Source organism: Synechococcus sp. M16.1 (genome assembly GCF_014279895.1).
Classification (GTDB): Bacteria; Cyanobacteriota; Cyanobacteriia; order PCC-6307; family Cyanobiaceae; genus Parasynechococcus.
In genome coordinates, this window is the sequence record NZ_CP047954.1 from 1,582,161 (window position 1) to 1,607,406 (window position 25,246).

At 64.9% G+C, this 25,246-nt stretch carries 25 protein-coding genes, 2 tRNA genes and 1 pseudogene; 18 read left to right on the forward strand and 10 right to left on the reverse strand.

The features are described 5' to 3' along the window. The first annotated feature begins 43 nt into the window (after nt 1-43). Together infB and SynM161_RS12140 are read left to right on the forward strand one after the other, a co-directional pair. On the forward strand, nt 44-3,397 hold the full coding sequence (gene infB, locus SynM161_RS09155; RefSeq protein ID WP_186540989.1) for a translation initiation factor IF-2: 3,354 nt from the start codon (nt 44-46) through the stop codon (nt 3,395-3,397). A 14-nt stretch (nt 3,398-3,411) separates the two neighbouring features. Further along, nucleotides 3,412-3,972: pseudogene (locus tag SynM161_RS12140) on the forward strand (low-complexity tail membrane protein); the annotation flags it as partial. A gap of 576 nt (nt 3,973-4,548) precedes the next feature. Here SynM161_RS12140 and SynM161_RS09160 read toward each other — a convergent pair. Then, nucleotides 4,549-4,821 (reverse strand): DUF3493 domain-containing protein, encoded by a 273-nt coding sequence (locus SynM161_RS09160; RefSeq protein ID WP_370586607.1) that lies wholly within the window; start codon nt 4,819-4,821, stop codon nt 4,549-4,551. Nucleotides 4,822-4,864: 43 nt separating this feature from the next. Between SynM161_RS09160 and SynM161_RS09165 the strand changes: the two genes are divergently transcribed. The 5 genes from SynM161_RS09165 to SynM161_RS09185 all read left to right on the forward strand — a co-directional run bounded on the left by SynM161_RS09165 (nt 4,865) and on the right by SynM161_RS09185 (nt 9,553). Further along, nucleotides 4,865-4,937: transfer RNA gene (locus SynM161_RS09165), tRNA-Thr, on the forward strand. 455 nt (nt 4,938-5,392) lie between these two features. Next, nucleotides 5,393-6,019 carry a succinate dehydrogenase cytochrome b subunit gene (locus tag SynM161_RS09170; protein WP_186540991.1) on the forward strand — a complete coding sequence of 209 codons (627 nt, stop codon included), beginning with the start codon at nt 5,393-5,395 and terminating at the stop codon, nt 6,017-6,019. After that, nucleotides 6,016-7,935: a fumarate reductase/succinate dehydrogenase flavoprotein subunit gene (locus SynM161_RS09175; RefSeq protein WP_186540993.1), complete on the forward strand. Its 1,920-nt coding sequence runs from the start codon at nt 6,016-6,018 to the stop codon at nt 7,933-7,935. Before SynM161_RS09170 ends, SynM161_RS09175 begins: the two co-directional genes overlap by 4 nt. Further along, nucleotides 7,932-8,660 carry a succinate dehydrogenase/fumarate reductase iron-sulfur subunit gene (locus SynM161_RS09180; RefSeq protein WP_186540995.1) on the forward strand — a complete coding sequence of 243 codons (729 nt, stop codon included), beginning with the start codon at nt 7,932-7,934 and terminating at the stop codon, nt 8,658-8,660. Before SynM161_RS09175 ends, SynM161_RS09180 begins: the two co-directional genes overlap by 4 nt. Nucleotides 8,661-8,773: 113 nt before the next feature. Further along, a complete protein-coding gene (locus SynM161_RS09185) occupies nt 8,774-9,553 on the forward strand; it encodes a prohibitin family protein (RefSeq protein ID WP_186540996.1) in 780 nt (259 codons plus the stop codon). A gap of 19 nt (nt 9,554-9,572) precedes the next feature. Here SynM161_RS09185 and SynM161_RS09190 read toward each other — a convergent pair whose 3' ends face one another. The 5 genes from SynM161_RS09190 to SynM161_RS09210 form a co-directional block, all read right to left on the reverse strand. Then, nucleotides 9,573-9,845 (reverse strand): hypothetical protein, encoded by a 273-nt coding sequence (locus SynM161_RS09190; protein ID WP_255441766.1) that lies wholly within the window; start codon nt 9,843-9,845, stop codon nt 9,573-9,575. A 218-nt stretch (nt 9,846-10,063) separates the two neighbouring features. After that, nucleotides 10,064-10,252 (reverse strand): hypothetical protein, encoded by a 189-nt coding sequence (locus SynM161_RS09195; protein WP_115080922.1) that lies wholly within the window; start codon nt 10,250-10,252, stop codon nt 10,064-10,066. 66 nt (nt 10,253-10,318) lie between these two features. Further along, a complete protein-coding gene (gene gluQRS, locus SynM161_RS09200; protein ID WP_186540997.1) occupies nt 10,319-11,203 on the reverse strand; it encodes a tRNA glutamyl-Q(34) synthetase GluQRS in 885 nt (294 codons plus the stop codon). 78 nt (nt 11,204-11,281) lie between these two features. Then, entirely contained in the window at nt 11,282-11,557 is a 276-nt protein-coding gene (locus tag SynM161_RS09205; protein ID WP_006850925.1) for an HU family DNA-binding protein, read from the reverse strand. A gap of 133 nt (nt 11,558-11,690) precedes the next feature. After that, nucleotides 11,691-12,350, reverse strand: coding sequence for an MBL fold metallo-hydrolase (locus SynM161_RS09210; RefSeq protein WP_186540998.1), 660 nt, complete (start codon nt 12,348-12,350; stop codon nt 11,691-11,693). A 41-nt stretch (nt 12,351-12,391) separates the two neighbouring features. Between SynM161_RS09210 and SynM161_RS09215 the strand changes: the two genes are divergently transcribed. Beyond that, nucleotides 12,392-14,497 (forward strand): glycogen-debranching protein, encoded by a 2,106-nt coding sequence (locus SynM161_RS09215; RefSeq protein ID WP_186540999.1) that lies wholly within the window; start codon nt 12,392-12,394, stop codon nt 14,495-14,497. Between the two features lie 4 nt (nt 14,498-14,501). Here the strand turns inward: SynM161_RS09215 and SynM161_RS09220 are convergent. Beyond that, nucleotides 14,502-14,572 (reverse strand) — tRNA-Gly (locus SynM161_RS09220). A 131-nt stretch (nt 14,573-14,703) separates the two neighbouring features. Here SynM161_RS09220 and SynM161_RS09225 point away from each other — a divergent pair. The 5 genes from SynM161_RS09225 (at nt 14,704) to plsY (ending at nt 18,929) form a co-directional block, all read left to right on the forward strand. Then, entirely contained in the window at nt 14,704-16,032 is a 1,329-nt protein-coding gene (locus tag SynM161_RS09225; protein ID WP_186542634.1) for an MFS transporter, read from the forward strand. Further along, nucleotides 16,029-16,778, forward strand: a complete 750-nt coding sequence (locus tag SynM161_RS09230; RefSeq protein ID WP_186541000.1) for an ABC transporter permease — start codon at nt 16,029-16,031, stop codon at nt 16,776-16,778. The genes SynM161_RS09225 and SynM161_RS09230 overlap by 4 nt, the downstream gene beginning before the upstream one ends. Beyond that, nucleotides 16,775-17,200, forward strand: a complete 426-nt coding sequence (locus SynM161_RS09235) for a DUF3119 family protein (protein WP_186541001.1) — start codon at nt 16,775-16,777, stop codon at nt 17,198-17,200. Before SynM161_RS09230 ends, SynM161_RS09235 begins: the two co-directional genes overlap by 4 nt. Nucleotides 17,201-17,307: 107 nt before the next feature. Continuing rightward, nucleotides 17,308-18,327, forward strand: a complete 1,020-nt coding sequence (locus tag SynM161_RS09240) for a DUF3086 domain-containing protein (protein ID WP_186541002.1) — start codon at nt 17,308-17,310, stop codon at nt 18,325-18,327. After that, nucleotides 18,324-18,929 carry a glycerol-3-phosphate 1-O-acyltransferase PlsY gene (gene plsY / locus SynM161_RS09245; RefSeq protein WP_186541003.1) on the forward strand — a complete coding sequence of 202 codons (606 nt, stop codon included), beginning with the start codon at nt 18,324-18,326 and terminating at the stop codon, nt 18,927-18,929. Before SynM161_RS09240 ends, plsY begins: the two co-directional genes overlap by 4 nt. 19 nt (nt 18,930-18,948) lie before the next feature. Here the strand turns inward: plsY and pyrF are convergent, their stop codons facing one another. From pyrF to SynM161_RS09260, 3 genes are read right to left on the reverse strand one after another with little or no spacing between them, the layout of a single operon-like run. After that, a complete protein-coding gene (gene pyrF, locus SynM161_RS09250; RefSeq protein ID WP_186541005.1) occupies nt 18,949-19,677 on the reverse strand; it encodes an orotidine-5'-phosphate decarboxylase in 729 nt (242 codons plus the stop codon). Next, nucleotides 19,677-20,924: a tyrosine--tRNA ligase gene (gene tyrS / locus SynM161_RS09255; RefSeq protein ID WP_186541007.1), complete on the reverse strand. Its 1,248-nt coding sequence runs from the start codon at nt 20,922-20,924 to the stop codon at nt 19,677-19,679. Before tyrS ends, pyrF begins: the two co-directional genes overlap by 1 nt. 60 nt (nt 20,925-20,984) lie before the next feature. Beyond that, nucleotides 20,985-21,314: a DUF1825 family protein gene (locus SynM161_RS09260; protein ID WP_011365051.1), complete on the reverse strand. Its 330-nt coding sequence runs from the start codon at nt 21,312-21,314 to the stop codon at nt 20,985-20,987. Between the two features lie 201 nt (nt 21,315-21,515). Between SynM161_RS09260 and SynM161_RS09265 the strand changes: the two genes are divergently transcribed. From SynM161_RS09265 to SynM161_RS09285, 5 genes are all read left to right on the forward strand, one after another. Then, nucleotides 21,516-22,223: a response regulator transcription factor gene (locus SynM161_RS09265; protein ID WP_186542635.1), complete on the forward strand. Its 708-nt coding sequence runs from the start codon at nt 21,516-21,518 to the stop codon at nt 22,221-22,223. A gap of 95 nt (nt 22,224-22,318) precedes the next feature. Next, on the forward strand, nt 22,319-22,888 hold the full coding sequence (locus SynM161_RS09270) for a hypothetical protein (RefSeq protein ID WP_186541009.1): 570 nt from the start codon (nt 22,319-22,321) through the stop codon (nt 22,886-22,888). Beyond that, nucleotides 22,888-23,460 (forward strand): GIY-YIG nuclease family protein, encoded by a 573-nt coding sequence (locus SynM161_RS09275; protein ID WP_186541011.1) that lies wholly within the window; start codon nt 22,888-22,890, stop codon nt 23,458-23,460. Before SynM161_RS09270 ends, SynM161_RS09275 begins: the two co-directional genes overlap by 1 nt. Nucleotides 23,461-23,516: 56 nt before the next feature. Beyond that, complete coding sequence (locus tag SynM161_RS09280) at nt 23,517-24,986, forward strand: leucyl aminopeptidase (protein ID WP_186542636.1); 1,470 nt, start codon at nt 23,517-23,519, stop codon at nt 24,984-24,986. Then, the gene (locus SynM161_RS09285; RefSeq protein ID WP_114989453.1) at nt 24,983-25,219 is read left to right on the forward strand and encodes a hypothetical protein; all 237 of its coding nucleotides are present in this window, start codon (nt 24,983-24,985) and stop codon (nt 25,217-25,219) included. Before SynM161_RS09280 ends, SynM161_RS09285 begins: the two co-directional genes overlap by 4 nt. Nucleotides 25,220-25,246: the final 27 nt, after the last annotated feature.

Genomic DNA, 25,246 nt, shown 5'->3' on the forward strand with positions numbered 1-25,246 from the left:
ACCGCGGCATTCCATGCCCGGACCGATCGGAGACCCGAACTGAATGACCAGCAGCGGCAAAGTCAGAATTTACGAGCTGTCCAAGGACCTCGGCCTTGAGAACAAGGACGTGCTGGATGCGGCTGAAAAGCTGTCGATCGCTGCGAAGAGCCACAGCAGCTCGATCAGTGACGCTGAAGCCGGAAAGATCCGTTCGCTCCTCGGCAAAGGCGGGAATGGTGCGAAACCCGCTGCCGCGGCCCCTGCCAAGCCCGCAGCTGGCAAGGCCATCCTCTCGGTGAAGAAAGCGGCCCCCGCCGCGCCAAGCAAGCCCGCCCCAGCGGCGAGCAAACCGGTCGCCAAGCCTGTAGCTGCCAAGCCCGTGGTCGCCAAACCCGTGGCGGCTGCCAAACCGCAGGCGGCCCCGAAGCCTCCCGCAGCGGCCACGCCCAAACCGGTGATCAGCAAGCCAGCGGCTGCACCGGTGAAAGCCTCAGCAGCACCGGCGCGGCCCGCCGCTCCTCAGAAACCCCCCGCAGCCCCAGCGCGACCAACGGCGGCAAAACCCGTTCCACGACCTGCCGCGGCCAAGCCGCAGGTTGTCAGCAAGCCGGCTGCAGGCAAACCGGAACTGGTGAGCAAGCCCAAGGCTGCTGCCAAACCCACGGCACCCACGCCGCGACCCACACCAGCTCGCCCGACGCCACGCCCCGCAGGTGCTGGAAGCCCAGCGCGGCCCACCCCTGGCCAGGGGCAACCCAAGCCACAGATCATCCGCGCAGGCGCTCCATCTCGGCCCGGTGTGCCCACCCGTGCCGGTGCCCCCACAAAGCCAGGTGCACCCTCACGGCCCACTCCGAGGCCTGAACTGGTGGGCAAACCTGTGCCCCGCCGTCCGGCAGGCACCGGCGTGCCTCAACGCCAGGGCGGTCCAAGCCGTCCCGGAGCCCCCACCCGACAGGGTCGCCCCGGGATGCCCCCCCGCAGCGGCAACACCCTGGAACTGGTTGGCAAGCCGATTCGTCGCGACGGCAGCACAACCGGTAGCGGTCGTCCTGGTGCGCCCACCCGTTCGGGAGCTCCTGGACGACCCGGCATGCCCGCTGGAATGCGCAAACCGGTGGCCCCCGGTGAGCTCATGCAGCTGCAGAAGCCTGTGGGCAGGCCAACGGCACCGGCACCCCGCCGTCCCGATGCACCCACCAAGACCGGTGCGGGTGATGGAACGGCCACCCCGCCCGTGGCGCGTCCAAACGCCCCCTCGGCACCCCGCCGTCCCAGCTTCCGTCCGGGTGGCCCCGGTGGCCAGCGGCGGCCAGGCCGTCCCGACTGGGATGACAGCGCCCGGCTCGATGCTCTTCGCAGCCGCTCGCCGCAGAAGCAGCGCCAGAAGGTGCACATCATCGGTGAAAACGATGATTCCCTGGCGGCACAGACCGGCGGCTTCGCTGGCGAACAGGAGAACATGGTTCTCTCGGCGAGCCTGGCTCGTCCCGCCAAGCCCAAGTCGCAGCAGCGCACCGCACCCAAGCCGGTGGCGGCGATGCGCAAGCGCAAGAAGGAAACCGCCCGTCAGCGTCAGCGCCGGCGTGCCATGGAGCTGCGGGCAGCCCGGGAAGCCAAGCAGGTGCGGCCCGAAATGATTGTGGTGCCGGAGGACAACCTCACGGTGCAGGAACTGGCGGACATGCTGAGCGTCGAAAGCTCAGAGATCATCAAATCCCTCTTCTTCAAAGGGATCATCGCCACGGTCACCCAGACCCTGGACATGCCCACGATCGAGGCCGTTGCCGACGAATTCGGTGTGCCGGTGCTCCAGGACGACGTGGAGGAGGCGGCCAAGAAGACCGTCGAAATGATCGAAGAGGCCGACAAGGCTCACCTGATCCGACGTCCGCCCGTGGTCACCGTCATGGGCCACGTCGACCACGGCAAAACAAGCCTGCTGGATGCCATCCGTCAGGCCCGCGTCGCTGCGGGTGAGGCCGGCGGCATCACCCAGCACATCGGTGCGTATCAGGTTGAGATCGAGCACAACAACGAGCAGCGCAAGCTCACCTTCCTGGACACTCCGGGCCACGAAGCCTTCACGGCCATGCGAGCCCGCGGCACCAAGGTGACCGACGTGGCTGTGCTGGTGGTGGCTGCTGATGACGGCGTCCGCCCCCAGACCCTGGAAGCCATCAGCCACGCCCGGGCCGCTGAAGTGCCGATCGTGGTGGCGATCAACAAGATCGACAAGGAAGGTTCATCGCCCGAGCGGGTGAAGCAGGAGCTGTCTGAGCAAAACCTGCTGGCGGAAGACTGGGGCGGCGATGTGGTGATGGTGCCGGTGAGCGCCATCAAGGGCGAAAACATCGACAAACTGCTGGAGATGCTGCTGCTGGTCACCGAAGTGGAAGACCTGCAGGCCAACCCGGATCGTCTGGCCCGCGGCACCGTGATCGAGGCCCACCTCGATAAGGCCAAAGGCCCCGTGGCCACGCTGCTGGTGCAGAACGGCACCCTCAAGACCGGCGACGTCGTCGCCGCTGGTCCGGTGCTGGGCAAGGTGCGCGCCATGGTGGACGACAACCGTCAACGCCTCAAGGAAGCGGGCCCCTCCTTTGCTGTGGAGGCCCTGGGCTTCAGCGAGGTGCCCACCGCCGGTGACGAGTTCGAGGTGTACCCCGACGAGAAATCGGCCCGGGCCGTTGTGGGCGATCGCGCCTCCGATGCCCGCGCCACCCGTCTTGCTCAGCAGATGGCGTCACGACGCGTCTCGCTCACGGCCATGTCCGGCCAGGCCAATGACGGTGAGCTGAAGGAACTCAACCTGATTCTCAAGGCCGACGTTCAAGGCTCCGTGGAAGCCATCCTCGGATCGCTCGAGCAGCTGCCCAAGGATGAGGTGCAGGTGCGGGTGCTGCTGTCGGCACCTGGCGAGATCACCGAAACCGACGTCGACCTGGCCGCCGCTTCCGGCGCGGTGATCGTGGGCTTCAACACCTCCATGGCCTCCGGCGCCAAGAAAGCGGCGGATGCCACTGGGGTGGATGTGCGCGACTACGACGTGATCTACAAGCTGCTGGAAGACATCCAGTTGGCGATGGAAGGTCTGCTGGAGCCGGAACTGGTGGAGGAAGCCCTGGGCGAAGCCGAGGTGCGCGCCGTCTTCACCATCGGCAAGAGCGCCGTGGCCGGCTGTTATGTCACCACCGGCAAGCTGCATCGCAATTGCCGGGTGCGGGTGCACCGCGGAAAACAGGTGGTCTACGAGGGCGACCTCGACTCCCTGCGTCGCAACAAGGACGACGTCAAGGAAGTGGCCACGGGCTTCGAATGCGGTGTCGGCACCGATCGGTTCGCCAACTGGGAAGAAGGCGATCGCATTGAAGCCTTCAAGATGGTCACCCAACGCCGCAAACTCACCACCTGACCCCGCAACCGATCGTGCAGCCCCGCAGCGAGCCCCTGCTCTGGCTTCAGTGCCTGGCCCTTGGAGCCATTCCCCTGGAGCTGCTGCTGATCCGCCTGGTTCTGGCCGGCGCGGATCCGGGTCCTGTTCCCGGTGTGGAGCGATTTCTGATCTGGGGGGTGGGGGTCCTGGCCCCAGCCGTCGCGTTGTGGCGACGGCCCGCCGACTGGGGATCTCTGCTATTCGTGCGTCAGCCGCTGGCCAGCCGCAACAGCGATCAACTCCGCATCAGTGCATCCCAAGGCGGCTTGAGCAGCCGCGCCGCTGTGGTGATCGCCGCAGTGGTCCTGCTGCCCGTGCTCTGGTGGATGGACGATTCAGCGGTGCTGGCGAGTGAATTCTCCCCGGTGTCGGGACAATCCCGTCTGGTCACCCTGTTGCTGGTCAGCCCATTGCTGGCCTTGATGGTGTGGCAGGTGCAGCAGCTGATTCAAGCCGCAGCACTGTTGCTTGGATCACCAGCAACCGTCGCCCCTGCCGATTCGGCTTTTCGTGCTGATGCTCTGGCAACGCAACGCACCAGCCTGGGCCTGCAGTTGCTCAACCTCCCTGGCCTGGAGTGGCCGGAGCCTGTGGTGGAGCCGATCAAGCAGGAGCCCGACCAGGCCATCGGGGTGGAAGACACTGCGTCGGAAACGGACGACAGCACGGATCAAGCCAGTACTGATCAAGCCAGCACTGACAACGAATCACCCGACGGGGAGAGTTCAGCCGACAATCCGGTAACGGCTGCAGTGTCTGACGAGGCTGATCCCGAAGCCGCTCCTGAGCCCGTCGTTGCCGAGGCTCAAGCTGAAGAAGCTGCTCCAACACCCGATCAGGACGCCGATGATGCCATGGACGTGGAAGACGAGGAAGACACCACGCCGGAACCGGACGACAGCACTGAACACGTCAACACCGCCGACATCAGCCCTGACAACGAAGAGCCAGACGACGAAGCACCAGACAACCAAGAGCCAGACAGCAAAAGTTCAGCCATCAACACCGCGACGGCTGAAGAGTCTGATGACGTCGAGCCCGAAGCGCTGGAACCCGTCGAGACAGAGGATCAAGACGACATGTCGGAAGACGACGACGCTGAAGACATCAGTGCGGTTGATGCCGACGAATCAAGCGTCGCTGCTGCTGTCCCTGTTGCGGTCGAACCAGAGCAGACCGGTGAAGAGCAGGAGAGCACCCCCCTGGATGCCGAAGTCAGCCAGATCGACAGTGTCGCCGGCGGAAGCACGGAAAGCCATCGTGAACAGGCCGAGTCCAGCGGAAGCAAAGAGAGCAAACCAGACGAGCCGTCTGAGCCCACGCCAGGGGGTCTGTGATTCCTTGAGCAACCGTTCCCGCAGGGCGGGATCCAGGCCAGATTTGGGGCGGGGATTATCGGGCAAACGTCCAAGTTTGATTCAGAGCAAATGTTAAATTGCTTGTGACGCCGATGTAGCTCAGCCGGTAGAGCAACGCTTTCGTAAAGCGTGGGTCGCCTGTTCAAGTCAGGTCATCGGCTTTTTAAGCAGTGGCGCATAGAATCAACCAGATTCAATGCGCATCTAATGAACACATAGCCGCTTCAATCCCGAAGACGAGCAGAGATCATTCCCGCTGGTCATCCTTCCACTGAGAAGATCATTCCAGGGAACAATCCAGTGATCTGGATACACATCAGCCAACACTTCAGCCGCCTCAGGATTCTGAAGCACCAGGATCCTTCGCGACCGCAGTTTGAGCTGTCGCCTTAACCAGGGCGTCATGATCGCTTCTTCAACACGGAACCTCAGCCTCACGCCAGCCAGCGTTCACAACCTCCCCACGATGACAAGGTTGAACGACGGCGACCAGAACGGAACCAGCCTTTTCCACGATCTGAATACAATTAGACTGGGAGTCAATGACGCCCCTGATGTCGAACCAACGCGTCGATCGCAGGTATCGTCCCAGCCGAAATCCTGTGGCCTGGGGTTCATGCAGGATCCAACCTTGATGCGCATTGGCTCGGCCATCAGCGGGTTGCTGCTGGTGCTGTTTCTGGTGGTTCATCTGGCCGGTTTGTTGCCCGCGCTGATAGCACCGGCGCAGTTCGAGCACTACACCACGGCCCTGCATCACCAGCCATGGCTGCCGGTGTTGGAGGTCGGCCTGGCCGCCACCGCAGCCGTGCATCTGAGCTGCACCATTGCCAAAACGCTGCGGAATCAAGGTGCTGGAAACACGGCGGCGCTGCGTAGCCGTCGCGATCGTCCGCTGGACGCTCTGGCCAGCCGCAGCAAGATGGCGGCCGGTGTGATCACCCTTGGATTTCTGGCCCTGCATCTGCAACAACTGCGCTGGCCACGCCCGAGCGATGGGCTGGAGCGGGAGCTGCTGCAGCAGGTGCTGCAGCAGCCGATCAGCCTTGTGGTTTATGCCGCCGGCAGCCTGGCCATTGGCCTGCATCTGCTCCACGGCGCGGAAGCAGCCCACCGCAACCTGGGTCTGCTTAACCCGGCCAACGGCCCCAGCATCCGCTGGGGAGGTCGCCTCTTGGCGTCGGGAATCGGAGGAGGCTTCCTGCTGATCAGCCTGGGACTGGCCCTCGGAGGGTTGGCATGACAAAGGGCCTGCCTGATCCCAGGATTCCCGCCGGTCCGCTCGCCGATGCCTGGCGACGGACCCGCGAAGGACTGCCGCTGATCAGCCCTCTGCGCAAAGGGCAGATGGACGTGCTCGTGGTGGGCACCGGCCTAGCGGGCGCTTCCGCCGCGGCGTCTCTGGCCCAACAGGGCTACCGGGTAACGGTGCTCAGCTTTCACGACAGCCCGCGCCGCGCCCATTCGGTGGCGGCCCAGGGGGGCATCAATGCCGCACGTTCTGTGGCGGTGGATGGCGACAGCGTCAGCCGCCTGTTCGCCGACACCCTCAAAGGAGGCGACTTCCGCGCCCGGGAAGCGGGCTGCCAGCGGCTGGCGGAAATCAGCAGCGGCATCATCGATCAATGCGTGGCCCAGGGGGTACCGTTCGCACGCGAATACGGCGGCAGCCTGGCCACCCGCAGTTTTGGCGGGGCCCTGGTGAGCCGCACCTTTTATGCCCGGGGGCAGACCGGCCAGCAATTGCTTTATGGCGCCTACCAGGCCTTGATGCGCCAGGTGGAGCTGGGCCGCGTTCAACTGCTCACCCGCCGGGACGTGCTCGAGCTGATCACCGTGGATGGGGTGGCCCGTGGCGTGGTGGCGCGCCATCTGCTGAGTGGTGAGCTGGAGGTGCACACCGCCCGCACCGTTCTGCTCTGCACCGGCGGTTACAGCAACGTCTACTTCCTCTCCACCAACGCACTGAAGTCGAACACCAGCGCGATCTGGAGGGCCCACCGCAAAGGGGCGCTGTTCGCCAATCCCTGCTTCACCCAGATCCATCCCACCTGCATTCCCAGTGGTGATGTCTTCCAGAGCAAGCTGACGCTGATGAGCGAAAGCCTGCGCAACGACGGGCGGGTCTGGCTGCCCAAGAAACCCGGCGAGACGCGCCAACCCGATGCGATACCGGAAGAGGAACGCGACTACTTCCTCGAGAGGCTTTATCCCACCTACGGCAACATGACGCCGCGGGACGTCGCCTCCAGGCGGGCCAGAGAACTCTGCAACGCGGGGCGGGGCGTCGGCCCAGGGGGACGCTCGGTTTACCTCGACCTCACCGATGCCATCAGAGCTGAAGGCAAAGACGCCATTGCCGCTCGCTACGGCAACTTGATGACGATGTACGAGCGCATCAGCGGCGATGACCCCTACAAGAAGCCGATGCGGATTTATCCCGCGCCGCACTACACAATGGGCGGCCTCTGGGTGGACTACCACCTGATGAGTTCCATCCCCGGCCTGTTTGTTCTGGGGGAAGCGAACTACTCCGAACATGGCGCCAACCGCCTGGGCGCCAGCGCCCTGATGCAAGGGCTCGCCGATGGCTACTTCATTGCGCCGTCCACGGTCACGGCCTGGCTGGCGGGCAACCCTGCGCAGAATGTGCCCATCGATCACCCAGCCTGCCGCGAGGCCTTGGAGAGCACCCGCCGCCGCATCAGTCAATTGATCAACAGCGCAGGCAGCACCCCGGTGGACAGCTTCCATCGCGAGCTGGGCAGCGTGATGATCGACCGCTGCGGCATCAGCCGCCATGCCGATGGTCTGCGGGAGGGGCTGGAACAGGTGAAGGCGCTGGAGGAGCGGTTCGAAGCCGAAGTACGGGTGCCAGGCGAAGCCGGCGGCCCCAATGCCGAGCTGGAGAAAGCGCTGCGGGTGAAGGACTTCTTCGGGCTAGCCCAGCTGATGCTGCGGGATGCCCTGGCCCGGGAGGAGTCGTGCGGGGCCCACTTCCGCGAAGAACACCAAAGTGACGAGGGCGAAGCCCGACGGGATGACGTGAACTTCGCCCACATCGCCGCCTGGGAGCACAACACCAACGGTGAGCCGATCCGCCACAGCGAACCGCTGCAGTTCACCGCGCTGCAACCCAGCACCCGGAGCTACAAATGAAACTCACCCTGCGCATCTGGCGCCAGAGCAGCGCCGATCAACCCGGTGGTTACCAGAGCCATCAGCTGGAGAACGTCTCCCCCAACCTCTCCCTATTGGAGGCCCTCGATCAGCTCAACGAACAACTGATCAGCGCCGGGGAACGGCCGGTGAGCTTCGAGCACGACTGCCGCGAAGGCATCTGCGGCAGCTGCGGCTTCCTGGTGAACGGCCAGGCCCATGGCCCTCGGGCCGCCACCTCCGTATGCCAGCTCTACCTGCGGGAGTTCAACGATGGTGCGGTGCTGACCCTGGATCCATGGCGCGCCAAGGCCTTTCCTCCGATCCAGGATCTGATGGTGGACCGCTCCGCCTTTGACCGGCTGATCGCCGCCGGCGGCTACTGCTCAACGGGCACCGGCCAGGCCCCCGATGGCAACGCCCTGCCCGTGGGCCGGGAGCAGGCCACCAGCGCCTTCAGCACGGCAACCTGCATCGGTTGTGGCGCCTGCGTCGCCAGTTGCCGCAATGCCTCGGCAAGCCTGTTCGTGGCCGCCAAGCTGGCGCACTTGGGGCAACTGCCGCAGGGGCAACCGGAACGGGCCAGCCGCGCCGACGCCATGCAACGCCAGATGGAGGCTGAGGGCTTCGGCAGCTGCAGCAGCAACCTCGAATGCGAGGCGGTCTGTCCCCAGGAGATTTCCGCAGACTGGATCAGTTGGATGCACCGGGAACGCAGAAGCTGACTGAGCCAAAACACCACAATCGCTGCTGCGCCAGCCCAGAGATCATCAGAAACTTTTTGCCAATAACCCACAACAAATCACTACCGTTTTAAGGATCGACGCAAGCCAAAAGCATGCAATCCAACCCCCAGCCGGAGCAGATCACCAAAACCGTGGTGGGCGTGACCACGGTTTTCATTGGAGGCATTGCTCTGCTCTCCAGCGTGTTTGTTGTTCCCGCTGGTGAAGTTGGCGTGCTCACCACCCTTGGCAAAGTCTCCAACACGCCAAGAGAGCCGGGGTTGAACCTCAAACTTCCGTTCATTCAGTCGACCCATAATTTCAGCGTCAGAACGCAGGTCATCCCCGAAAAATTTTCAACACTCACCAAAGACCTGCAGGTGATCGAAGCCACAGCAACGGTGAAATATGCGGTCAAGCCCGGAGAAGCTCCCAGGATCTACAGCACGATTGCCACCGATGACTCTGCGATTTACGCCAGGGTGATCCAGCCATCGCTGCTGAAATCACTGAAATCGGTGTTTTCGAAGTATGAACTCGACACCATCGCCACCGACTGGAACAACATTTCCACCCTTGTGCAGGAAAGCGTCTCCAATGAGCTGAGCAAATTCGACTATGTGGCCGTCAAAGGCCTGGACATCACGGGCCTCAAGATCGCGGAGGAATACCGAGCGGCCATCGAGCAGAAGCAGATCGCGCAACAGCAGCTTCTGCGCGCCAAAACAGAGGTTCAGATCGCCGAGCAGGAGGCCCTGAAGTTTCAGACCTTGACCCGCTCGCTCAATGACAGCGTTCTCTACAAGCTATTCCTCGACAAGTGGGACGGAAAAACAAAGGTGGTTCCGCCCATTCGTGGTGGCAGCACACCACCGGTGATTGTTGGCCGATAACGGGATGCAACTGGCTGCATCAGAGCCCAGCGCAGCCGCGGGTCGCCACCTGCAGATCAGCAATGGCCTCGGCGCCACGGCCCGCCCGCAGCTGCTGCATCACCAGATCCGCCTGAACCCCCAACAGCAGGGTCTGGCAGGGATAGGCACTGCGAGCTGACGCCTGTTGCTGCAGGGCCTCCGCCTCGATCAAGGCCTGTTCACAGAGCTGAGGCCGACGGCCCTCCAAGCAGCGCCTGGCTCGGGCCTGAAAGGCTGCCAAGGGCGACGCACGCACCACAGGGGCCGCCATGGCGAGGAGCAGCAGGACTGTGACGGAGCGCGCGAGCAGGGCTCAGGGGGGCGATTTGCTGAGATGATGCCTCAACTTCGACCCATCGCCCCGCCGTGTACACCGACTGGACCGCCATTGCCCTGCTGCTGTTCACCGCGGTGCCGCTGTTGATCGTTGTGGCGACGGCCACCTACTTCGTGATCCAGAACGATCAGAAGACTCCCCTGGGCTGAGGATCAAGCCAGGGGCCGGGTCGGACAGCTGAGTTTGGCCAGACCTGGGGTGTTGATGGGCTGGTGGTTCAACGGTGCCGACTGCACCGCTGAACTGATCTGACCGGTCCCCAGACAGACGATGCAGGTGCGGAAGCGGTCCCCCGACACCCGCTGCATCCCACTGCCACCACAGACGGTGCACGTGCACATGATCCCAAGGATCAGACGATGGATTCAGTGTGGGCGGAAAACCCGCCGCTGATCCCGAAGTGTTCCTTAAGAAATCACTGCATTGATCTCTTGCTGCGTCAAGTGTTCGAGCAACTCTGTTGCACTCAGGCGCGCACCAGGATCCAGCAGCTGAAGCCCTGAGGCCAAACGACCAATCACCGCAGCCGCATCGAGCCCCGCGGCACGGAGCGGTTCCAGGCCGGAACTGGCCTCACGCTTGGACAGTTTCTGGCCGCTGGCATCACAAAGCAGCGGCCCATGCCGGAACTGGGGCGGTGATTCACCCAGGGCCGCAAAGACACTTCGCTGGGCTGGCAGGGCCTCGCGCAGATCAGCACCACGCACCACATCGGTGATGCCGAAGCTGAGTTCGTCGATCACGGTGGCGAGCTGGTAGGCGATGAAGCCATCAGCTCGCCGCAACACCACATCGCCACTACTGTGGGGATCGTCATCAGCCACCCGCAGGCGCCAACTGGGGAGCCGCTGCTGCTGCCAGCCCCAGTGGTGCCCCGCCGTCCGGCAGACGCCGGGGTAGATCGGCTGACCGGCAAGCTGCCTTCGGGAGCAGCGACAGGCGAACAACCATCCGGATCGGCGTAACCACGACAACCAGGAGTGGTAGATGCCACGCCGTTCGCTCTGGAGCAGCACCGGCCCATCCCATTCCAGGCCCAGCCAGCGCAAATCGCTTTGGATCGCCTCGATGGCACCGGCGCGGTTGCGCGGCGTATCGAGGTCATCGATGCGCAGCAACCAGGCCCCACCGGCCTGACGGGCCGCCAACCACGAGAGCAGAGCCGTTTGCAGGTTGCCGAGGTGGAGCACCCCCGTGGGGGATGGGGCGAAACGGCCGCGGTAGCCACCGGCGGCTGCCAAGGCTCGCCCCCGCTCCAGATGCTGTTGCAGATGCTCCGGAAGTTCCTTCATCTGAACAGCCATCATGTGGAACAGCCATCAAAAAAGGCGACCCACTGGGCCGCCCGGAGAACGAGGTTGAGGCGCTGATCAGCCCTGAACGCGGTCCTTGAACATCTTGCCGGCGGTGAAGGCGGGAACGCGCTTGGCGGGAATCGCGATCTTCTCGCCGGTCTTGGGGTTCAGACCCTGACGGGCGGAACGCTCACGAGGCTCAAAGGAACCGAAACCGAGGATGGACACCTTCTTGCCTTCCACCACGGAGTCGATGATCGTGTCGATGGCGGCGTCGACAACCATGGAAACGTCGGTCTTGGTGAGCTCGGTGCGAGCAGCCACCAGATTCACCAGATCAGCTTTGTTCATTGGTTAGAGAGAGTCGGGGGGCGGGAGACGGCTCAGATACGGCGTCGTGGGCTCGCCGCTGCCTTCCCCAAGCGGCCCAATCGTATGGAGAGCAACCGGTTGCTGCAAGCGAAACGTGTTGTGCCGCAACGCTTTAGCAGTTGTCCGCAGCATCGCTCCAACCGCTGAAGGGCACGAGCCGCTCCCCACGCAAGGCACCAAGCCCAGCCCCAGAAAGCAGTTGGGGACTGGCATCTGAAGGAATCCACTCCCTGAGCCTGGCCAAGCTGTTCAGCTGTCTGGGCCAGTGGAATGTGCGGGCATGTCGCATCGGCGCGAGCTGACCGGGAGCCCATGGCGTCAGCAAACGCCCGCAGAACAACAGTTCATTTGGTACCGGGGCGAACACCACACAGCTCCCCGGCGTCGGCCCCGGCGTCCACAACAGCCGCAAACCACTCACCGTGGTGTGTTCCTCGGCAAAGGTGTCCAACGGCTCCACATTGGGCAGGAGATAGGCCTCCTGTTCCTGCACCAGAACCGGCCATCCCAGGCGCTCCTGAACGCGACGCAGGCGCCCGTGGCCTTCTCGACTGGTGAGCAGGATCCTCGGGCTGCGGGTTCCCGCCAGCTGGCACAGAGCCGTGAGGCTGGCCTCCGTCAACGGCGGGCAGTCCACCAGCACGGGCTCGGGATCCAGATCCAGCCACCAGGAGCTGCCGCCCTGGCTGTCGCGGTTGGGCGGAAACAACCAGAGGTCGTCACGCAGCTGCTGCGGCGGCCGGCCGGCCTCAAGTGTGGTGGTCATCGCCATTGGTTCAAAACAACGGACCAAACCACTAGTTTGAAGTCGAGATGCCCCAACGGGCCTTGAGTGGCATTCACCCCGGTTCTCCCTGGCCCCTGGGCAGCAGCCTCACCCGCCGAGGTGTGAACTTTGTGCTGGCGGCTCCCGGGGCCGACCGCATTGAATTGCTGCTCTACAGCAACGGCAACGACCGCAGCCCGGAGCGGGTGATCGAACTGGACGGTCGACGTCACCGCTCAGGCGACTACTGGCACGTGGAAGTGGAGGGGGTCGGTGAAGGCTGCTGTTACGGCTACCGGGTCTTCGGGCCGCTGGCGCCGGGGGGCCATGGCTTCCAGCCCTCCAAGGTGCTGCTGGACCCCGCCGCCCGTGCCATCAGTGGTTGGGACGTCTACGACCGGGTGCTGGCCACCGGCCCCACACCCAACGCCCATGCCTGCCTCAAGGCGGTGGTGTGCGAACGGGATCTGTTCGACTTTCAGGCCCATCCGCGCCCGCGCCACAGCTGGCAACGCACGGTGATCTACGAGCTGCACGTGGGGGGCTTCACCCGCCGTGAGGATGCCGGGGTCGCCGTGGAACACCGCGGCACCTACCTGGGCCTGATTGAAAAGTTGCCCTACCTCAAGGAGCTGGGCATCACGGCGGTGGAGCTGCTGCCGGTGTTCTGCTTCGACCCGGCCGATGCCCCCCCGGGCCGCGACAACGTTTGGGGGTACAGCCCCCTGAGCTGGTTCACACCCCACCACGGCTACTGCAGCAGTAGCGATCCATTGCAGGCCCGCCATGAGGTGCGCCAACTGGTGGCGGCCTGCCATGACGCCGGCATCGAAGTGCTGCTGGATGTGGTCTACAACCACACCACCGAGGGCAACCGCCATGGCCCCACCCTGAGCTGGCGGGGTTGCGCCGACAACGTCTACTACCACCAAAACGAGGCCGGCGACTATCAGGATGTGAGCGGCTGCGGCAACTCGATCGCCGCCAATACGCCGATCAGCACCCAGCTGATCCTCGAGTCGATGCGCTGCTGGGCCCTTGAACTGGGGGTGGATGGCTTCCGCTTCGATCTGGGCATTGCCCTGAGCCGCGGCGACCAGCTCAAACCCCTGAATGAGCCGCCCCTGTTCGCGGCGATGGAGGCCGACCCACAGCTGAGTGACCTCAAATTGGTGAGCGAACCGTGGGACTGCGGCGGTCTTTATCGGCTGGACGACTTCCCCGCCAAACGGATCGGCACCTGGAACGGCCATTTCCGCGACGGGGTGCGGCGCTTCTGGAAAGGGGACGACCACAGCACCTGGAGCCTGGCCCAGCGGTTCAAGGGCAGCCCCGATCTCTATGACGGCAAGCCCGTGGCCCTGGGGCGTTCGGTGAACTTCATCACCGCGCACGACGGCTTCACCCTGGCGGATCTGGTGAGCTACAACCGCAAGCACAACCTGGCCAACGGCGAAGACAACCGCGACGGCGAGAACCACAACAACAGCTGGAACCACGGCATCGAAGGCCCCAGCAGCAACCCCCTGGTGCAAAGCCTGCGGCGGCGTCAGCAACGCAACCTGCTCAGCTCTCTGCTGCTGGCCCGTGGCGTGCCGATGCTGCTGATGGGCGATGAAGTGGGCCGCAGCCAAGGGGGTAACAACAACAGCTGGTGCCAGAACAGCCCCCTGGGCTGGATGGTCTGGAATGAAGACCAGTGCGACCTGGAGCTGAAGCAATTTCTGCAGCGGCTGCTGCGGCTGCGCCAGGCCCTGCCGCAACTGTTCAATCCATTGGTGCCGCCGCGGGAAAGCAACCGCAAATCAGCGGAACAACCATCGGAGCAGCGCAGCGATCTCTGGCGTCAATGGCACGGGGTGAACCTGGCCAAACCCGACTGGGCCGCCTGGAGCCGCACGACGGCCACCAGCCTCCACCGCGGCAGCCGCGGGGCTCTGCTGTGGATGGGCTTCAACGCCTACAAGGAAAGCCTCAGCTTTGAGTTGCCGGTTCCGGCCTCCCCCTGGAAACGGGTGATCGACACCTCTTTGCCCAGCCCCAAGGATTTCCCAGCCGAGCAAGCCAGCTTCAGCGGCGTTGAAATCCCCTTGCAGAGCTGGAGCTTCGTGCTGCTGCTCGCCGAGGAGGAAACCTCAGGCCTGCGGTTGTGATCAAAGCGGGTGACGGGAATCGAACCCGTGTCATCAGCTTGGAAGGCTGAGGTCTTACCATTACACAACACCCGCGTAGTACAAACAAACCACTGCCCCAGGGGCTGGTGGTGTCGTGAGCACGCATCCATTATGGCAATCCGCCTGCCCGAAGCCTCCGCGTGACACCGACCGACGCATCCCTGCAGGGATCCCGCCGCAGGCTGATGCTGGCCTACGGCCTGGGCGACGCCGGCACCGGACTTGCCGCCACTCAGCTGGGCTTCTACCTCTTTCCGTTTTTCATCTGCGCCGCTGGCCTGCCGGCCTTCATCGCCGGTTCTCTGCTCACGGTGAGCAAGGTGTGGGACGCGCTGAATGATCCGTTGATCGGCTGGCTCAGCGATCACACCCGCAGCCGCTGGGGCCCGCGCCTGCCCTGGATGCTGACCGCAGCCCTGCCGCTGGGCATCAGCCTGACGGCGATGTGGTGGGTGCCCCCGGGCGAAACGCTGCAGCGCACCACGTATTACGCGGTGATGGCGGTGTTGCTGATGACCGCATACACCAGCGTCAACCTGCCCTACGCGGCCCTCAGCACCGAACTCACGCCGGACACCGCCATTCGCACCCGCCTGAATGCGGCACGGTTCACCGGATCAATCCTGGCGGGCCTGAGCGGACTGATCGTGGCTTCGGTGGTGCTCACCGACGGAGGCGGGGGCTACCTGGCCATGGGCCGGATCACCGGCAGCATCGCCGCCACCACCACGCTGCTCTGCTGCTGGGGCCTGGCCCCCTACGCCAAGCGGGCCCAACGGCCGGTGCCCAACAACGAGCCGCCGATGCAGCAGCTCAAACGGGTGATGGCCAACCCCCGTTTCCGCCAGGTGCTGGGGCTGTATCTGCTGCTCTGGTTCGGCCTGCAACTGATGCAGGTGGTGGCCCTGATCTGGCTGGTGCAGGTGGTGCATGTGCCCGCCAACCTCTCCACCTGGATCCTGCTGCCCTTCCAGATCGCCGCCCTGCTGGGGCTTCAGCTCTGGAGCAACCTCAGCAACCGCATCGGCCGCGTCGCCACCCTGCGCTGGGGCGCGGGGCTGTGGATCAGCGCCTGCTTGCTTTCAATGCTGTTCCCGCCCCTGGCGGCGGATCCCGGCCCGCTGCAACTGCTGCCGCTGGTGGGGCTGATCGCCCTGGTGGGAGTGGGAGCGGCGACGGCCTATCTGATCCCCTGGTCGCTGCTGCCCGATGCGATCGACGCTGATCCGAGCAAACCCGCCGGGCTTTACACCGCCTGGATGGTGTTCGGCCAGAAGCTGATCATCGGCCTCACCATGTCGGTGTTTGGCAGCCTGCTCTCGCTCACCGGCTACATCTCCGCCAAGGGGGGCAACTGCAGCGGGGCACTGAGTTTCATCGCACAACCGGATTCAGCCCTGCTGGCGATCCGCCTCTGCATGGGTTTGATTCCCGCCATCCTTGTGCTGCTTGGCCTTGTGGTGATGCGAGGCTGGCCTGACCGTGGAGCCCACCTGCACAAGGCCGCCGGATGAACACGCCCCGTCCCATCAAACGCCTGGGCACCAGCCTGCTGATCGGAGGCCAGGCCGTGGCCGCCACCCTGCGCGGTCGCATCAATCGGGGTGAGCTGTTTGAGCAAATGCTGGAGGCCGGCCCCGGCAGCCTGCTGATCGTGCTGATCATCTCGGTGGCCGCCGGCTCGGTGTTCAACATTCAGGTGGCCGCCGAACTCACCCGCCAGGGGGCGGGATCAACGGTGGGCGGCATCCTGGCGATCGGCCTGGCACGGGAGATCGCGCCCCTGCTCACCTCCTGCCTGCTGGCCGGCAAGGTGGCCACCGCCTACGCCGCCCAGCTGGGGACGATGAAGGTGACCGAACAGATCGATGCGATCACCATGCTGCGCACCGACCCGGTGGAGTACCTGGTGGTGCCCAGGATGATCGCGATGGTGGTGATGGCACCGGTGCAGTGCTTCTTCTTCCTCTTCGTGGCGGTGTGGTCGGGCCAACTCACCAGCACGGCCTTCTACAACATCCCGCCGGCGGTGTTCTGGACCTCGGTGCAGACCTGGATGAACCCGCTGGACCTGCCGTTCATGCTGGTGAAAGCCCTGGTGTTCGGGCTGATCATCGCCACGGTGGCCTGCGGTTGGGGCCTGACCACCCGCGGCGGCCCCAAGGAAGTGGGCACCAGCACCACCGGCGCGGTGGTGATGATCCTGATCCTGGTGGCACTGATGGATGTCGTTCTCACCCAGGTGCTGTTCGGAGCATGAGTTCAACCCCCACCCCCGTAACCCTCAAGCCGGACGTGCGGCTGCCTTTGCTGGTGGTGGCCCTTGGCCTGGCACTGCTGCCCCTGCCGCTTTCGCCCTGGCCCACCTTGGTGGTGGTGCTGTTCGGCCTGTTTCTGCTGATCCAGAGCGCCAGCCTTCGCTTGGAATTCAAGGAAGACGCTCTGATCGTGTGGCAAAACAGCCGCGAACTGCGGCGTTTCTCCTACGACCAATGGCTGAGCTGGCGACTGTTCGCCCCCTGGCTGCCGGGCCTGTTTTATTTCCGCGAAACCCAGAGCATTCACTTCCTGCCGATCCTGTTCAGCCCCAAGGAGCTGCGGGAACAGCTGGAACTGCGGGTGGGAGCACTGGAAGTGCCGAACGGCGACCCGGAAGACAGCACGAGCAAAAGCGAGGAATAGCACGATTTCGACACGATTTCGCGTAGACATCCATGCAATCTTGTGCGCCCTTGTCGCAGTTGTGATGCCACCTGTTTTTCTGCGGTCTGGTCGGCTGGAATGGAGGGATGGAGAGCACGGCAGCTGACGCAATGCCCGACGACAACGACCTGACCCCCAAGGCGCCTGAACCGGAGCAGCCCTCGGCGGAAACCAGCGGCGACACCAGCGCAGAACCCGCCAACACCACCAGCACCGAGCCCGCCGCCGCAGAAGCCAATCCCGTGATGGAGCTGGCACTGAAAGATCTGCAGGAACGCCGCGATGCACTGGAAGCGGAGATCACCGCCCTCAGCTCCCGCAAGCAGCAACTCGAGACCGAACTGAAGGCCAACTTCGCGGGCCAGTCCGACGCCATCGCCCGCCGCGTGAAGGGCTTCCAGGAGTACCTGGGCGGCGCCCTGCAGGACCTGGTGCAGAGCGTGGAAAACCTGGAGCTGGTGGTGCAGCCGATGGTGGTGCAGCCCTCCCCCCTCGATCAGGCGGAAGACAACGCAGCGGTGCCGGACAAGCCCGGAGAGAGCGCACCGCCTCCCGCGGTGGCCGACACCTTCCGCCCGGACGAAGAGCTGATCCGCCAGACCCTGGAGCGCTTCCTCAAACAACCCGACGTCTACGCCGACCCCTGGAACCTGCGGCGCAGCATCGATGCCCGTGACACGGCTCTACTGGAGGACTGGTTCTTCAATCAAGGCGGACGGGGCGCCCAGCCCAGCCGCGGCACCCGGCCGCGCAACATCCTGGTGAGCGCGGCCCTGATCGCGGTGATCGGCGAGCTGTACGGCGATCAGTTCCAGTGCCTGGTACTGGCCGGCGGCCCCGAACGGCTCGGCGAATGGCGGCGCGGCCTGCAGGATGCCCTCGGCCTGGGCCGGGAAGACTTCGGCCCCAGCAGCGGCATCGTGCTGTTCGAACGCCCGGAAGCCCTGGTGGAGCGGGCCGACCGGCTAGAGGAGCGTGGGGAAGTGCCCTTGATCCTGATCGATGCCGCCGAGCGCAGCGTCGACATCCCTGTGCTTCAGTTCCCCCTCTGGCTGGCCTTCGCGGCCGGACCAGGTGAACGCCTCGACGACAACGATCTGCTGTGACTCAAACAGCCCTCACTGCCCTGCTGCTCCTGGCCATCGGCTACCTGCTGGGAGCCATCCCCAGCGGTTACCTCGCCGGCCGCTGGCTCAAGGGCATCGACCTGCGCGACTGCGGCTCCGGCAGCACCGGAGCCACCAACGTGCTGCGCAACGTGGGCAAGGGCCCAGCCCTGGTGGTGTTCCTGATCGATGTGGGCAAAGGCGCCGTGGCGGTGCTGCTGGCGAAGAGCGTTGGCCTCAGCAACTGGCTGCAGGTGCTGGCGGGCCTGGCGGCGTTGGCGGGTCACATCTGGCCGGTGTGGCTGGGCTGGAAGGGCGGCAAGGCGGTGGCCACCGGCCTGGGCATGTTTTTGGGATTGGCCTGGCCGGTAGGGCTGGCCTGCTTTGGCCTGTTCATGGCCGTGATCTCGATCTTCCGGATCGTGTCGCTCTCCAGCGTGGTGGCCGCCATCGGATTACCGCTGTTGATGCTGCTCTCCGGCGGCAGCAGCGCCTACGTGGTGGTGTCGTTGGTGGCCAGCCTGATGGTGCTCTGGCGGCATCGCAGCAACATCGAGCGGCTGCTGGTGGGCACCGAACCCAAGATCGGGCAGAAGTCTTGAGCATTGCCGCCGGCAGCGATCAGCCAATGAGCTCTGCACAACAGGCGGCAAATGCCGCACTGGGATCTTCAGCCTTGGTGATCGGCCGGCCGATCACCAGCTGACTGGCTCCTGCTGCAATCGCCTCCGCAGGCCCCATCACCCGGGCCTGATCACCCACGGCAGCACCTTTGGGGCGAATGCCTGGGGTGACCAAGGCAAATGTTTCGGGGTGCTGCGCCCGCAATGCCGCGGCCTCCAGTGGTGAACACACACACCCACCGATGCCAGCAGTCGCCGACAGCTGCGCCAACGCCGGCACCCGTTCGGCGATGCCCTGGGCAATGGAGAGTTCCCGTTGCAGCCGTTGCTCCTCCCAGCTGGTAAGAACCGTCACCGCTAACAGCGTGGGGGCGGGTTGACCAGCACCTTGAGCTCCTTCCTCTGCCCCGGCCTGGGCTGCCTTGAGTGCTTCGCTGCCGGCGCAGGCATGCACCGTGATCAGCTCGGCCCCCAGCGCCGCCGCCCGCCGGCAAGCACCCGCCATCGTGGCCGGGATGTCGTGAAATTTGAGATCGAGGAACACCCGCAGCCCCTGCTCGCGCAGCTGGGCCACCACCTCCGGGCCCGCCTGCACAAACAGCTCCAGGCCCACCTTCACCCAGCGCAGCCCGTCCACCTGGCCGGCAAAGGCCAGCGCCTGCTCGGGCGCCATGCCATCGAGGGCAACGATGATCCGATCGGAGGGGTCAGCGGGATGCAAGGTCATCAGCCCACCAAACGACGGAAGGTCTTCTTGCCCAATTGCAGCACCTTGCCCTCAAGCTCCGCCGCTGAGGCGAACTCCTGGTTGGGGTCGGTGATCTTCTCCCCCTCCAGCCGCGCCGCACCACCCTTGATCTGGCGGCGGGCCTCACTGCTGCTGGCGCAGATCCCCACGGCACTGAACAGATAAAAGGCCTTGGCCGGGAAATTCACCTCCGCCAGAGACGCCTCGGGAACATCGGCGCCGGCATCACCGCTGCCTCCCACCAGCGTGGCGGAATCGCTCTGGGCCTTCTGGGCGGCTTCGATGCCGTGGCGGCTGGCGGTCACCGCCAGGGCCATCGCCTTCTGCTTCTCGCGGGGGTTCTCCGGCAACGACGCCAGATCCAGGTCGGTCAGCAACGTGACGTAGTCGTCGATCGCCGCATCGCCGACCTTCTCCAGCTTGGAGTACATCGAGAGCGGATCCTCCTCAAGCCCCACCACGTTGCCGAGGCTCTTGCTCATCTTCTGCACCCCGTCCAGACCCACCAGAATCGGCAGCAGCAGGCCGAACTGGGTGCCCTTGTTGAAGTGGCGCTGAAGGTCGCGGCCCATGACCACGTTGAACTTCTGGTCGGTGCCGCCCAGCTCCACATCCGCATTCACCGCCACCGAGTCGTAGCCCTGCAGCAACGGGTAAAGGAATTCATGCAGGGCGATCGGGGTTCCGCTGCCGTAGCGCTTGGAGAAGTCGTCCTTGGCCAGCATCTGGCCCACGGTGCCGGTGCCGAGCAGACCGATCACCGCCGGCAGGTCCATGGCCTCCAGCCACTCGGAGTTGTAGCGCACCTCCAGGCGGCCCGGGGTTTCGAAATCGAGCAGCGCCGTCTCCTTCGGCTGGTCTTGCCCCAACTGGCGCAAATAAGTGGAGGCGTTGGCGGCCACCTGCTCCTTGGTGAGCTGCACGCGCGTGGCGCTCTTGCCGGTGGGGTCGCCGATCCGCGCCGTGAAATCGCCGATGATCAGCACAGCCGTGTGGCCCGCATCCTGGAAGGCCCGCAATTTGCGGAACAGGATGCTGTGGCCCAGATGGATGTTGCTGCCGGTGGGGTCAATGCCCAGCTTCACTCGCAGCGGCCTGCCTTCTTTTTCGGCCTGGGCCAACCGGGCCGCCAGGGCCTGATCCGCATCACTGGGATCCCCGGCGGGGAAGAGGTCGGCCATGCCCCGCGACAGCCAATCCGGCAACGACGGGATGGAGTCCGGCATGGGGAGGCGCAACGAGCGAGCGCTGGCGATCGTACGAGTGCTGGTTCAGCTAAGGCTGTTTCAACTGGAAGGCGGCTGCTCGATCTGCGCCTTCATCCGCTCGAGGGTGGAGTTCATCTGATCGAACATCTGCTCGGGGGTGATGCCGAACTGGCTGAGCTGGGTGCGCAGCTGCTCCACCGTGAGCTTGGCCTGGAAATCCTCCGAGAGTTCAAAGCGCTTCATGAACACCCGGTAGCGGCCCATCAGCTCTTCCATCGTCTCGATGAACTTCTTCTTGCCCTCCCGGTCGAACTTGCCGTACTCACTGCCCAGCTGCATCAGCTGCTGGTAATCGCTGAACAGGCGCTTGGCTTCGTCCTGAACGATGTCGGAATCGAAGAAGGCCATCGTCGGCGTTGCTCACTGCTTCGGCAAAGTCTGCCAAGGATTCGCCAGGGGCAACGGGGGTGATCGCCGCACCTTTGATGGCCGTTCACGCAAAGGTTTTGTACGGTCTTGCTGACCCGCACCACCCTTCGAGAGCATCCAAATTCATGGTGAGTTTCGGGCCGCCTCCAGGACGTGGACTTCACTGCTCAGCTCGGCGCGATGCGTGAGCTTCCCCAGCGCCATCGGCATCTGTTGGAGGGCCGCCGCATTGTGGTGGCCTCCGCCGATCGCGTCTTGATCAGCGGCCTGGTACACAGCCTCAACGGCATCGGCTCCCTGGCGGGGGCCGCCAGCACCGAAACAGAAGCCCTCGCCTGCCTTCGCAACACAGCCGCTGATCTGCTGATCTGCAGCGACCAGCTCGAGCGCGGTACCGGCCCCTCCCTGGTGGCAGCCGCCAAGGCCCAGCAGCCCTCCCTGCGCTGCCTGATGTTGATTCAGCGCCCGTTGCTCAGCACGATTCACGCCGCGGCCAAGGCGCAATGCGAAGGGCTCTGCAGCCATGAGCGCATCGGCAACGGCGGCCTGCTCAGCGTGCTGCGCGCCATGGAGAGCGATGGCAGCCACATGGATCCGGTGATTGCCGGCGTGGCCAACCACGACCGTGGCCCCAAAGGCGCCGCCCATCCCCTCAGCGACGTGCTGAGCCTGCGGGAAGAGGACGTGCTGCGCGGGCTCTGCAAGGGCCTCAGCAATCAGGAGATTGCCGATCAGCTGCACCTCTCGATTGAAACCACCAAGCACTGCGTCACCGGACTGCTGCGCAAACTCGATGCCAAAAGCCGCACCCAGGCGGTGCTGATCGCCTTTCAGCGCAACCTGGTGGATCCACCGCTGCCGATTCCCCGCTGGACCCCCTCGACCTGAAGGAACCCGTTCGGTGCCAGAACAACCAGATGCGCCAGTTGCGCTGACGCAGTCCCTGCACACTCGTTAAGGTCAGCCCAACTCTGCTGAGCAGCATGCCCCGCAGCCACTGGTTGGATCCCCTGGCCAGGCGGGTGCTGCAGGCCACCGGACAGCTGCCAGCATCACCCCGGCAGGCCGCCGCGCAACCTTTACCAACACTGCCCGAGCCGCCGGCTTGGGTGATGGATGTGAACCGGGCCAGCCGCGATCAGTGGCTGCAACTGCCCGGCTGCAGCCAGGACACAGCCGATCTGCTGGTGCGGCTGCAGCGGGGTGGGGTGCAATTCGCCAGTGCCGATGATCTGTTCCGGCTGCTGGAGCTGCCGAGCGATCTGGCCAGGCTCTGGACCCCCCATCTGCTCTTCCAGTGGCACGGCGATGCCCCACCGCAGCCGCAGGCCGCTCCCCTCGACCTCAACAACGCCAGCGCCGATCAGCTGGCGCTGCTGGGCTGGCCCGAACAACGGCTGGCCAACCTGATGCGCGAACGCCGCCGCGCCGGTTTCAAGGATCTGGCCGATCTGCAGGAGCGGCTCTGCCTTCCCGCCAGCAGCGTGGAAGCCCTGATCGGCCGGGTGAGTTTCGGCAGCCGCCGCGCCGGGCCCAGCCTGCCGCTGCCCTGATGCAGGGGGATCTGTTCTCCACCGGTGCGCTGGCCTTCAACAACGGGCCTGACCTGCCCCTGCAACGGGAACAGCTGCTCGCCTGGCAAGCGCGGCTGCATGCCCATCAGGCGCCGCTGTTCCGCGGCGAAAGCGCCAGCACGGCCCAGGGGGATCTGTTCGGTGCCAGCCCCGATGACGCTGCGGCGGCCATCGATCCACTGGCCCTAACCCCCCTGGCGATGAGTTTCTGGCGCTGGCCGGAACCCTCTCACCGCGGAGCAGCGATTTATCTGGTGATGGACAGGCCAGTCCAGCTGGAGCAGCCGCTTCTGCTGTATGTGGGCGAAACCCTGGCGGCCGAGCGCCGCTGGAAAGGTGATCACGACTGCAAGGCCTACCTCGCGGCCTACGGCGAAGCCCTGCAGCGCTGTGAGCTGAGCGCTCAGCTGAGCATCCGCTTCAGTTGTGATGTGCCCAAGGCCACCCGCGCCCGGCGGGCCCTGGAACAACAGCTGATCCAACGCTGGTGGCCGCCGTTTAACAAAGAAACCCGCCAGCGCTGGGCCACCCCCTTCACCGCAGAGCTTTAGGGGCCGAGGGCGTCGCACAGGATCGCTACGCTCATCCTTTGTTGATGCGTCCACCCATGCGCTTCTCCCTGTCCTCCGCCGGTTTGCAGGATTGGAACGGCGATGTGCTGGCGGTGGGGCTGCCCCAGGGCGATGTCGATGCCACGGCAACGGCCCTGGAACAACGCTTTGCCGGCATCACCGAGGCCCTCAAGCAGCAGGAGTTCAAAGGCAAGCCCGGTGATCAACTGGTGATCACGCCCCTGGGCGGGGGCCCGCAGCGCCTGGTGGTGCTGGGCCTGGGCGAGAGCGATGGGATCGACGCCGAGCGCCTGCGCGGCGCCGCCGCCCGAGCCGCCAAGGCCGCCATCGGTTGTGAGGGCAGCCTCGGCCTGCACCTGCCCTGGGCGGGAACTGAGGCCACAGAAGCCGCCCGCATCTGTGCTGAAGCGGTGCGGCTCTGCCTCTACAAAGACCAACGCTTCCGCAAGGAGCCGGACCCGCGCCGGATCCCCGAGGGCCTGGAGCTGATCGACCTCGACCCCGCCGCCGAAAGCGGCTTTGCAGCAGTGAATGCCACCTGCGCCGGTGTGGAACTGGCCCGGGAGCTGGTGGCGGCCCCTCCGAACGTGGTCACCCCAGCGGCCCTCGCCGACACGGCCGCTGGCATCGCCAAGGACCATGGCCTTGAGCTCAAGGTGCTCGAGCGCAGCGACTGCGAAGCCAAGGGCATGGGGGCCTTCCTGGCGGTGAGCCAGGGCTCCGATCTACCCCCCAAGTTCATCCACCTGATCTATCGCCCCGAGGGCGAGGTGAAACGCCGCGTTGCCCTGGTGGGCAAAGGCCTCACCTTCGATTCCGGCGGTTACAACCTCAAGGTTGGGGCGGCCCAGATCGACATGATGAAGTTCGACATGGGCGGCAGTGCCGCTGTGATCGGTGCCATGCGCAGCATCGCCGAACTCAAGCCGGCCGGCATTGAGGTGCACATGGTGGTGGCCTCCTGCGAAAACATGGTGAATGGCTCCGCCGTCCACCCCGGCGACATCGTCACGGCCGCCAACGGCATGACGATTGAGATCAACAACACCGACGCCGAAGGCCGCCTCACCCTGGCCGATGCCCTGCTCTACGCCTGTGAGCAGAAGCCCGATGCCGTGGTGGATCTGGCCACCCTCACCGGAGCCTGCGTGATTGCTCTGGGGGATGAGATGGCCGGGCTGTGGTCCAACAATGACGATCTGGCGGAGGCCCTCGATGCCGCTGCTCAGACGGGCGGTGAAGGGCTCTGGCGCATGCCACTGCGGCAGTCCTACAGGGATGGATTGAAGTCGTTGCTAGCCGACATGAAGAACACCGGCCCGCGGCCCGGTGGTTCGATCACAGCAGCGCTGTTCCTCAAGGAGTTCGTAGCCAAAGACACCGCCTGGGCCCACATCGACATCGCCGGCCCGGTCTGGAGTGACAAGGGCAAAGGGGTCAATCCCGCTGGTGCCACAGGCTACGGCGTACGCACCCTGGTGAACTGGGTGCTGGCCCAGTCATGAGCCGCTCCCCGGTGCGCTGGTACATCAAGGCCCAGCTGGGGGTGCTGCTGCTCCCGGTGGGCCTCTGCCTGTTCGGCGAGGCGGTGAGCCGCAAGGTGGTTCAGATGCTGGGCAAGGACGCAGGCCCCTGGTTCTGGTACGGAACCCTCAGCCTGATCTGCATCAACGCCGGCATCGGCCTGATGATCGACAGCGGACTGACCCGAGGCTTTCCAGGACGACGTCAGAACTGATCAGGGTGCCCAGGTTCCGGACGAAAA

Coding starts and splice junctions, on each gene's coding strand:
- gluQRS (WP_186540997.1), bottom strand. CDS start 11,203: ATGAAGGAACTTCCGGAGCATCTGCAACAGCATCTGGAGCGGGGGCGA.
- SynM161_RS09240 (WP_186541002.1), top strand. CDS start 17,308: ATGGAGAGCACGGCAGCTGACGCAATGCCCGACGACAACGACCTGACC.
- SynM161_RS09205 (WP_006850925.1), bottom strand. CDS start 11,557: ATGAACAAAGCTGATCTGGTGAATCTGGTGGCTGCTCGCACCGAGCTC.
- SynM161_RS09225 (WP_186542634.1), top strand. CDS start 14,704: ATGCTGGCCTACGGCCTGGGCGACGCCGGCACCGGACTTGCCGCCACT.
- SynM161_RS09190 (WP_255441766.1), bottom strand. CDS start 9,845: ATGGCGGCCCCTGTGGTGCGTGCGTCGCCCTTGGCAGCCTTTCAGGCC.
- SynM161_RS09270 (WP_186541009.1), top strand. CDS start 22,319: ATGCCCCGCAGCCACTGGTTGGATCCCCTGGCCAGGCGGGTGCTGCAG.
- SynM161_RS09260 (WP_011365051.1), bottom strand. CDS start 21,314: ATGGCCTTCTTCGATTCCGACATCGTTCAGGACGAAGCCAAGCGCCTG.
- SynM161_RS09195 (WP_115080922.1), bottom strand. CDS start 10,252: ATGTGCACGTGCACCGTCTGTGGTGGCAGTGGGATGCAGCGGGTGTCG.
- SynM161_RS09180 (WP_186540995.1), top strand. CDS start 7,932: ATGAAACTCACCCTGCGCATCTGGCGCCAGAGCAGCGCCGATCAACCC.
- SynM161_RS09285 (WP_114989453.1), top strand. CDS start 24,983: ATGAGCCGCTCCCCGGTGCGCTGGTACATCAAGGCCCAGCTGGGGGTG.
- pyrF (WP_186541005.1), bottom strand. CDS start 19,677: ATGACCTTGCATCCCGCTGACCCCTCCGATCGGATCATCGTTGCCCTC.
- SynM161_RS09175 (WP_186540993.1), top strand. CDS start 6,016: ATGACAAAGGGCCTGCCTGATCCCAGGATTCCCGCCGGTCCGCTCGCC.
- SynM161_RS09230 (WP_186541000.1), top strand. CDS start 16,029: ATGAACACGCCCCGTCCCATCAAACGCCTGGGCACCAGCCTGCTGATC.
- SynM161_RS09265 (WP_186542635.1), top strand. CDS start 21,516: ATGCGTGAGCTTCCCCAGCGCCATCGGCATCTGTTGGAGGGCCGCCGC.
- SynM161_RS09210 (WP_186540998.1), bottom strand. CDS start 12,350: ATGGCGATGACCACCACACTTGAGGCCGGCCGGCCGCCGCAGCAGCTG.
- SynM161_RS09235 (WP_186541001.1), top strand. CDS start 16,775: ATGAGTTCAACCCCCACCCCCGTAACCCTCAAGCCGGACGTGCGGCTG.
- SynM161_RS09215 (WP_186540999.1), top strand. CDS start 12,392: ATGCCCCAACGGGCCTTGAGTGGCATTCACCCCGGTTCTCCCTGGCCC.
- SynM161_RS09185 (WP_186540996.1), top strand. CDS start 8,774: ATGCAATCCAACCCCCAGCCGGAGCAGATCACCAAAACCGTGGTGGGC.
- SynM161_RS09275 (WP_186541011.1), top strand. CDS start 22,888: ATGCAGGGGGATCTGTTCTCCACCGGTGCGCTGGCCTTCAACAACGGG.
- infB (WP_186540989.1), top strand. CDS start 44: ATGACCAGCAGCGGCAAAGTCAGAATTTACGAGCTGTCCAAGGACCTC.
- tyrS (WP_186541007.1), bottom strand. CDS start 20,924: ATGCCGGACTCCATCCCGTCGTTGCCGGATTGGCTGTCGCGGGGCATG.
- SynM161_RS09170 (WP_186540991.1), top strand. CDS start 5,393: ATGCAGGATCCAACCTTGATGCGCATTGGCTCGGCCATCAGCGGGTTG.
- SynM161_RS09280 (WP_186542636.1), top strand. CDS start 23,517: ATGCGCTTCTCCCTGTCCTCCGCCGGTTTGCAGGATTGGAACGGCGAT.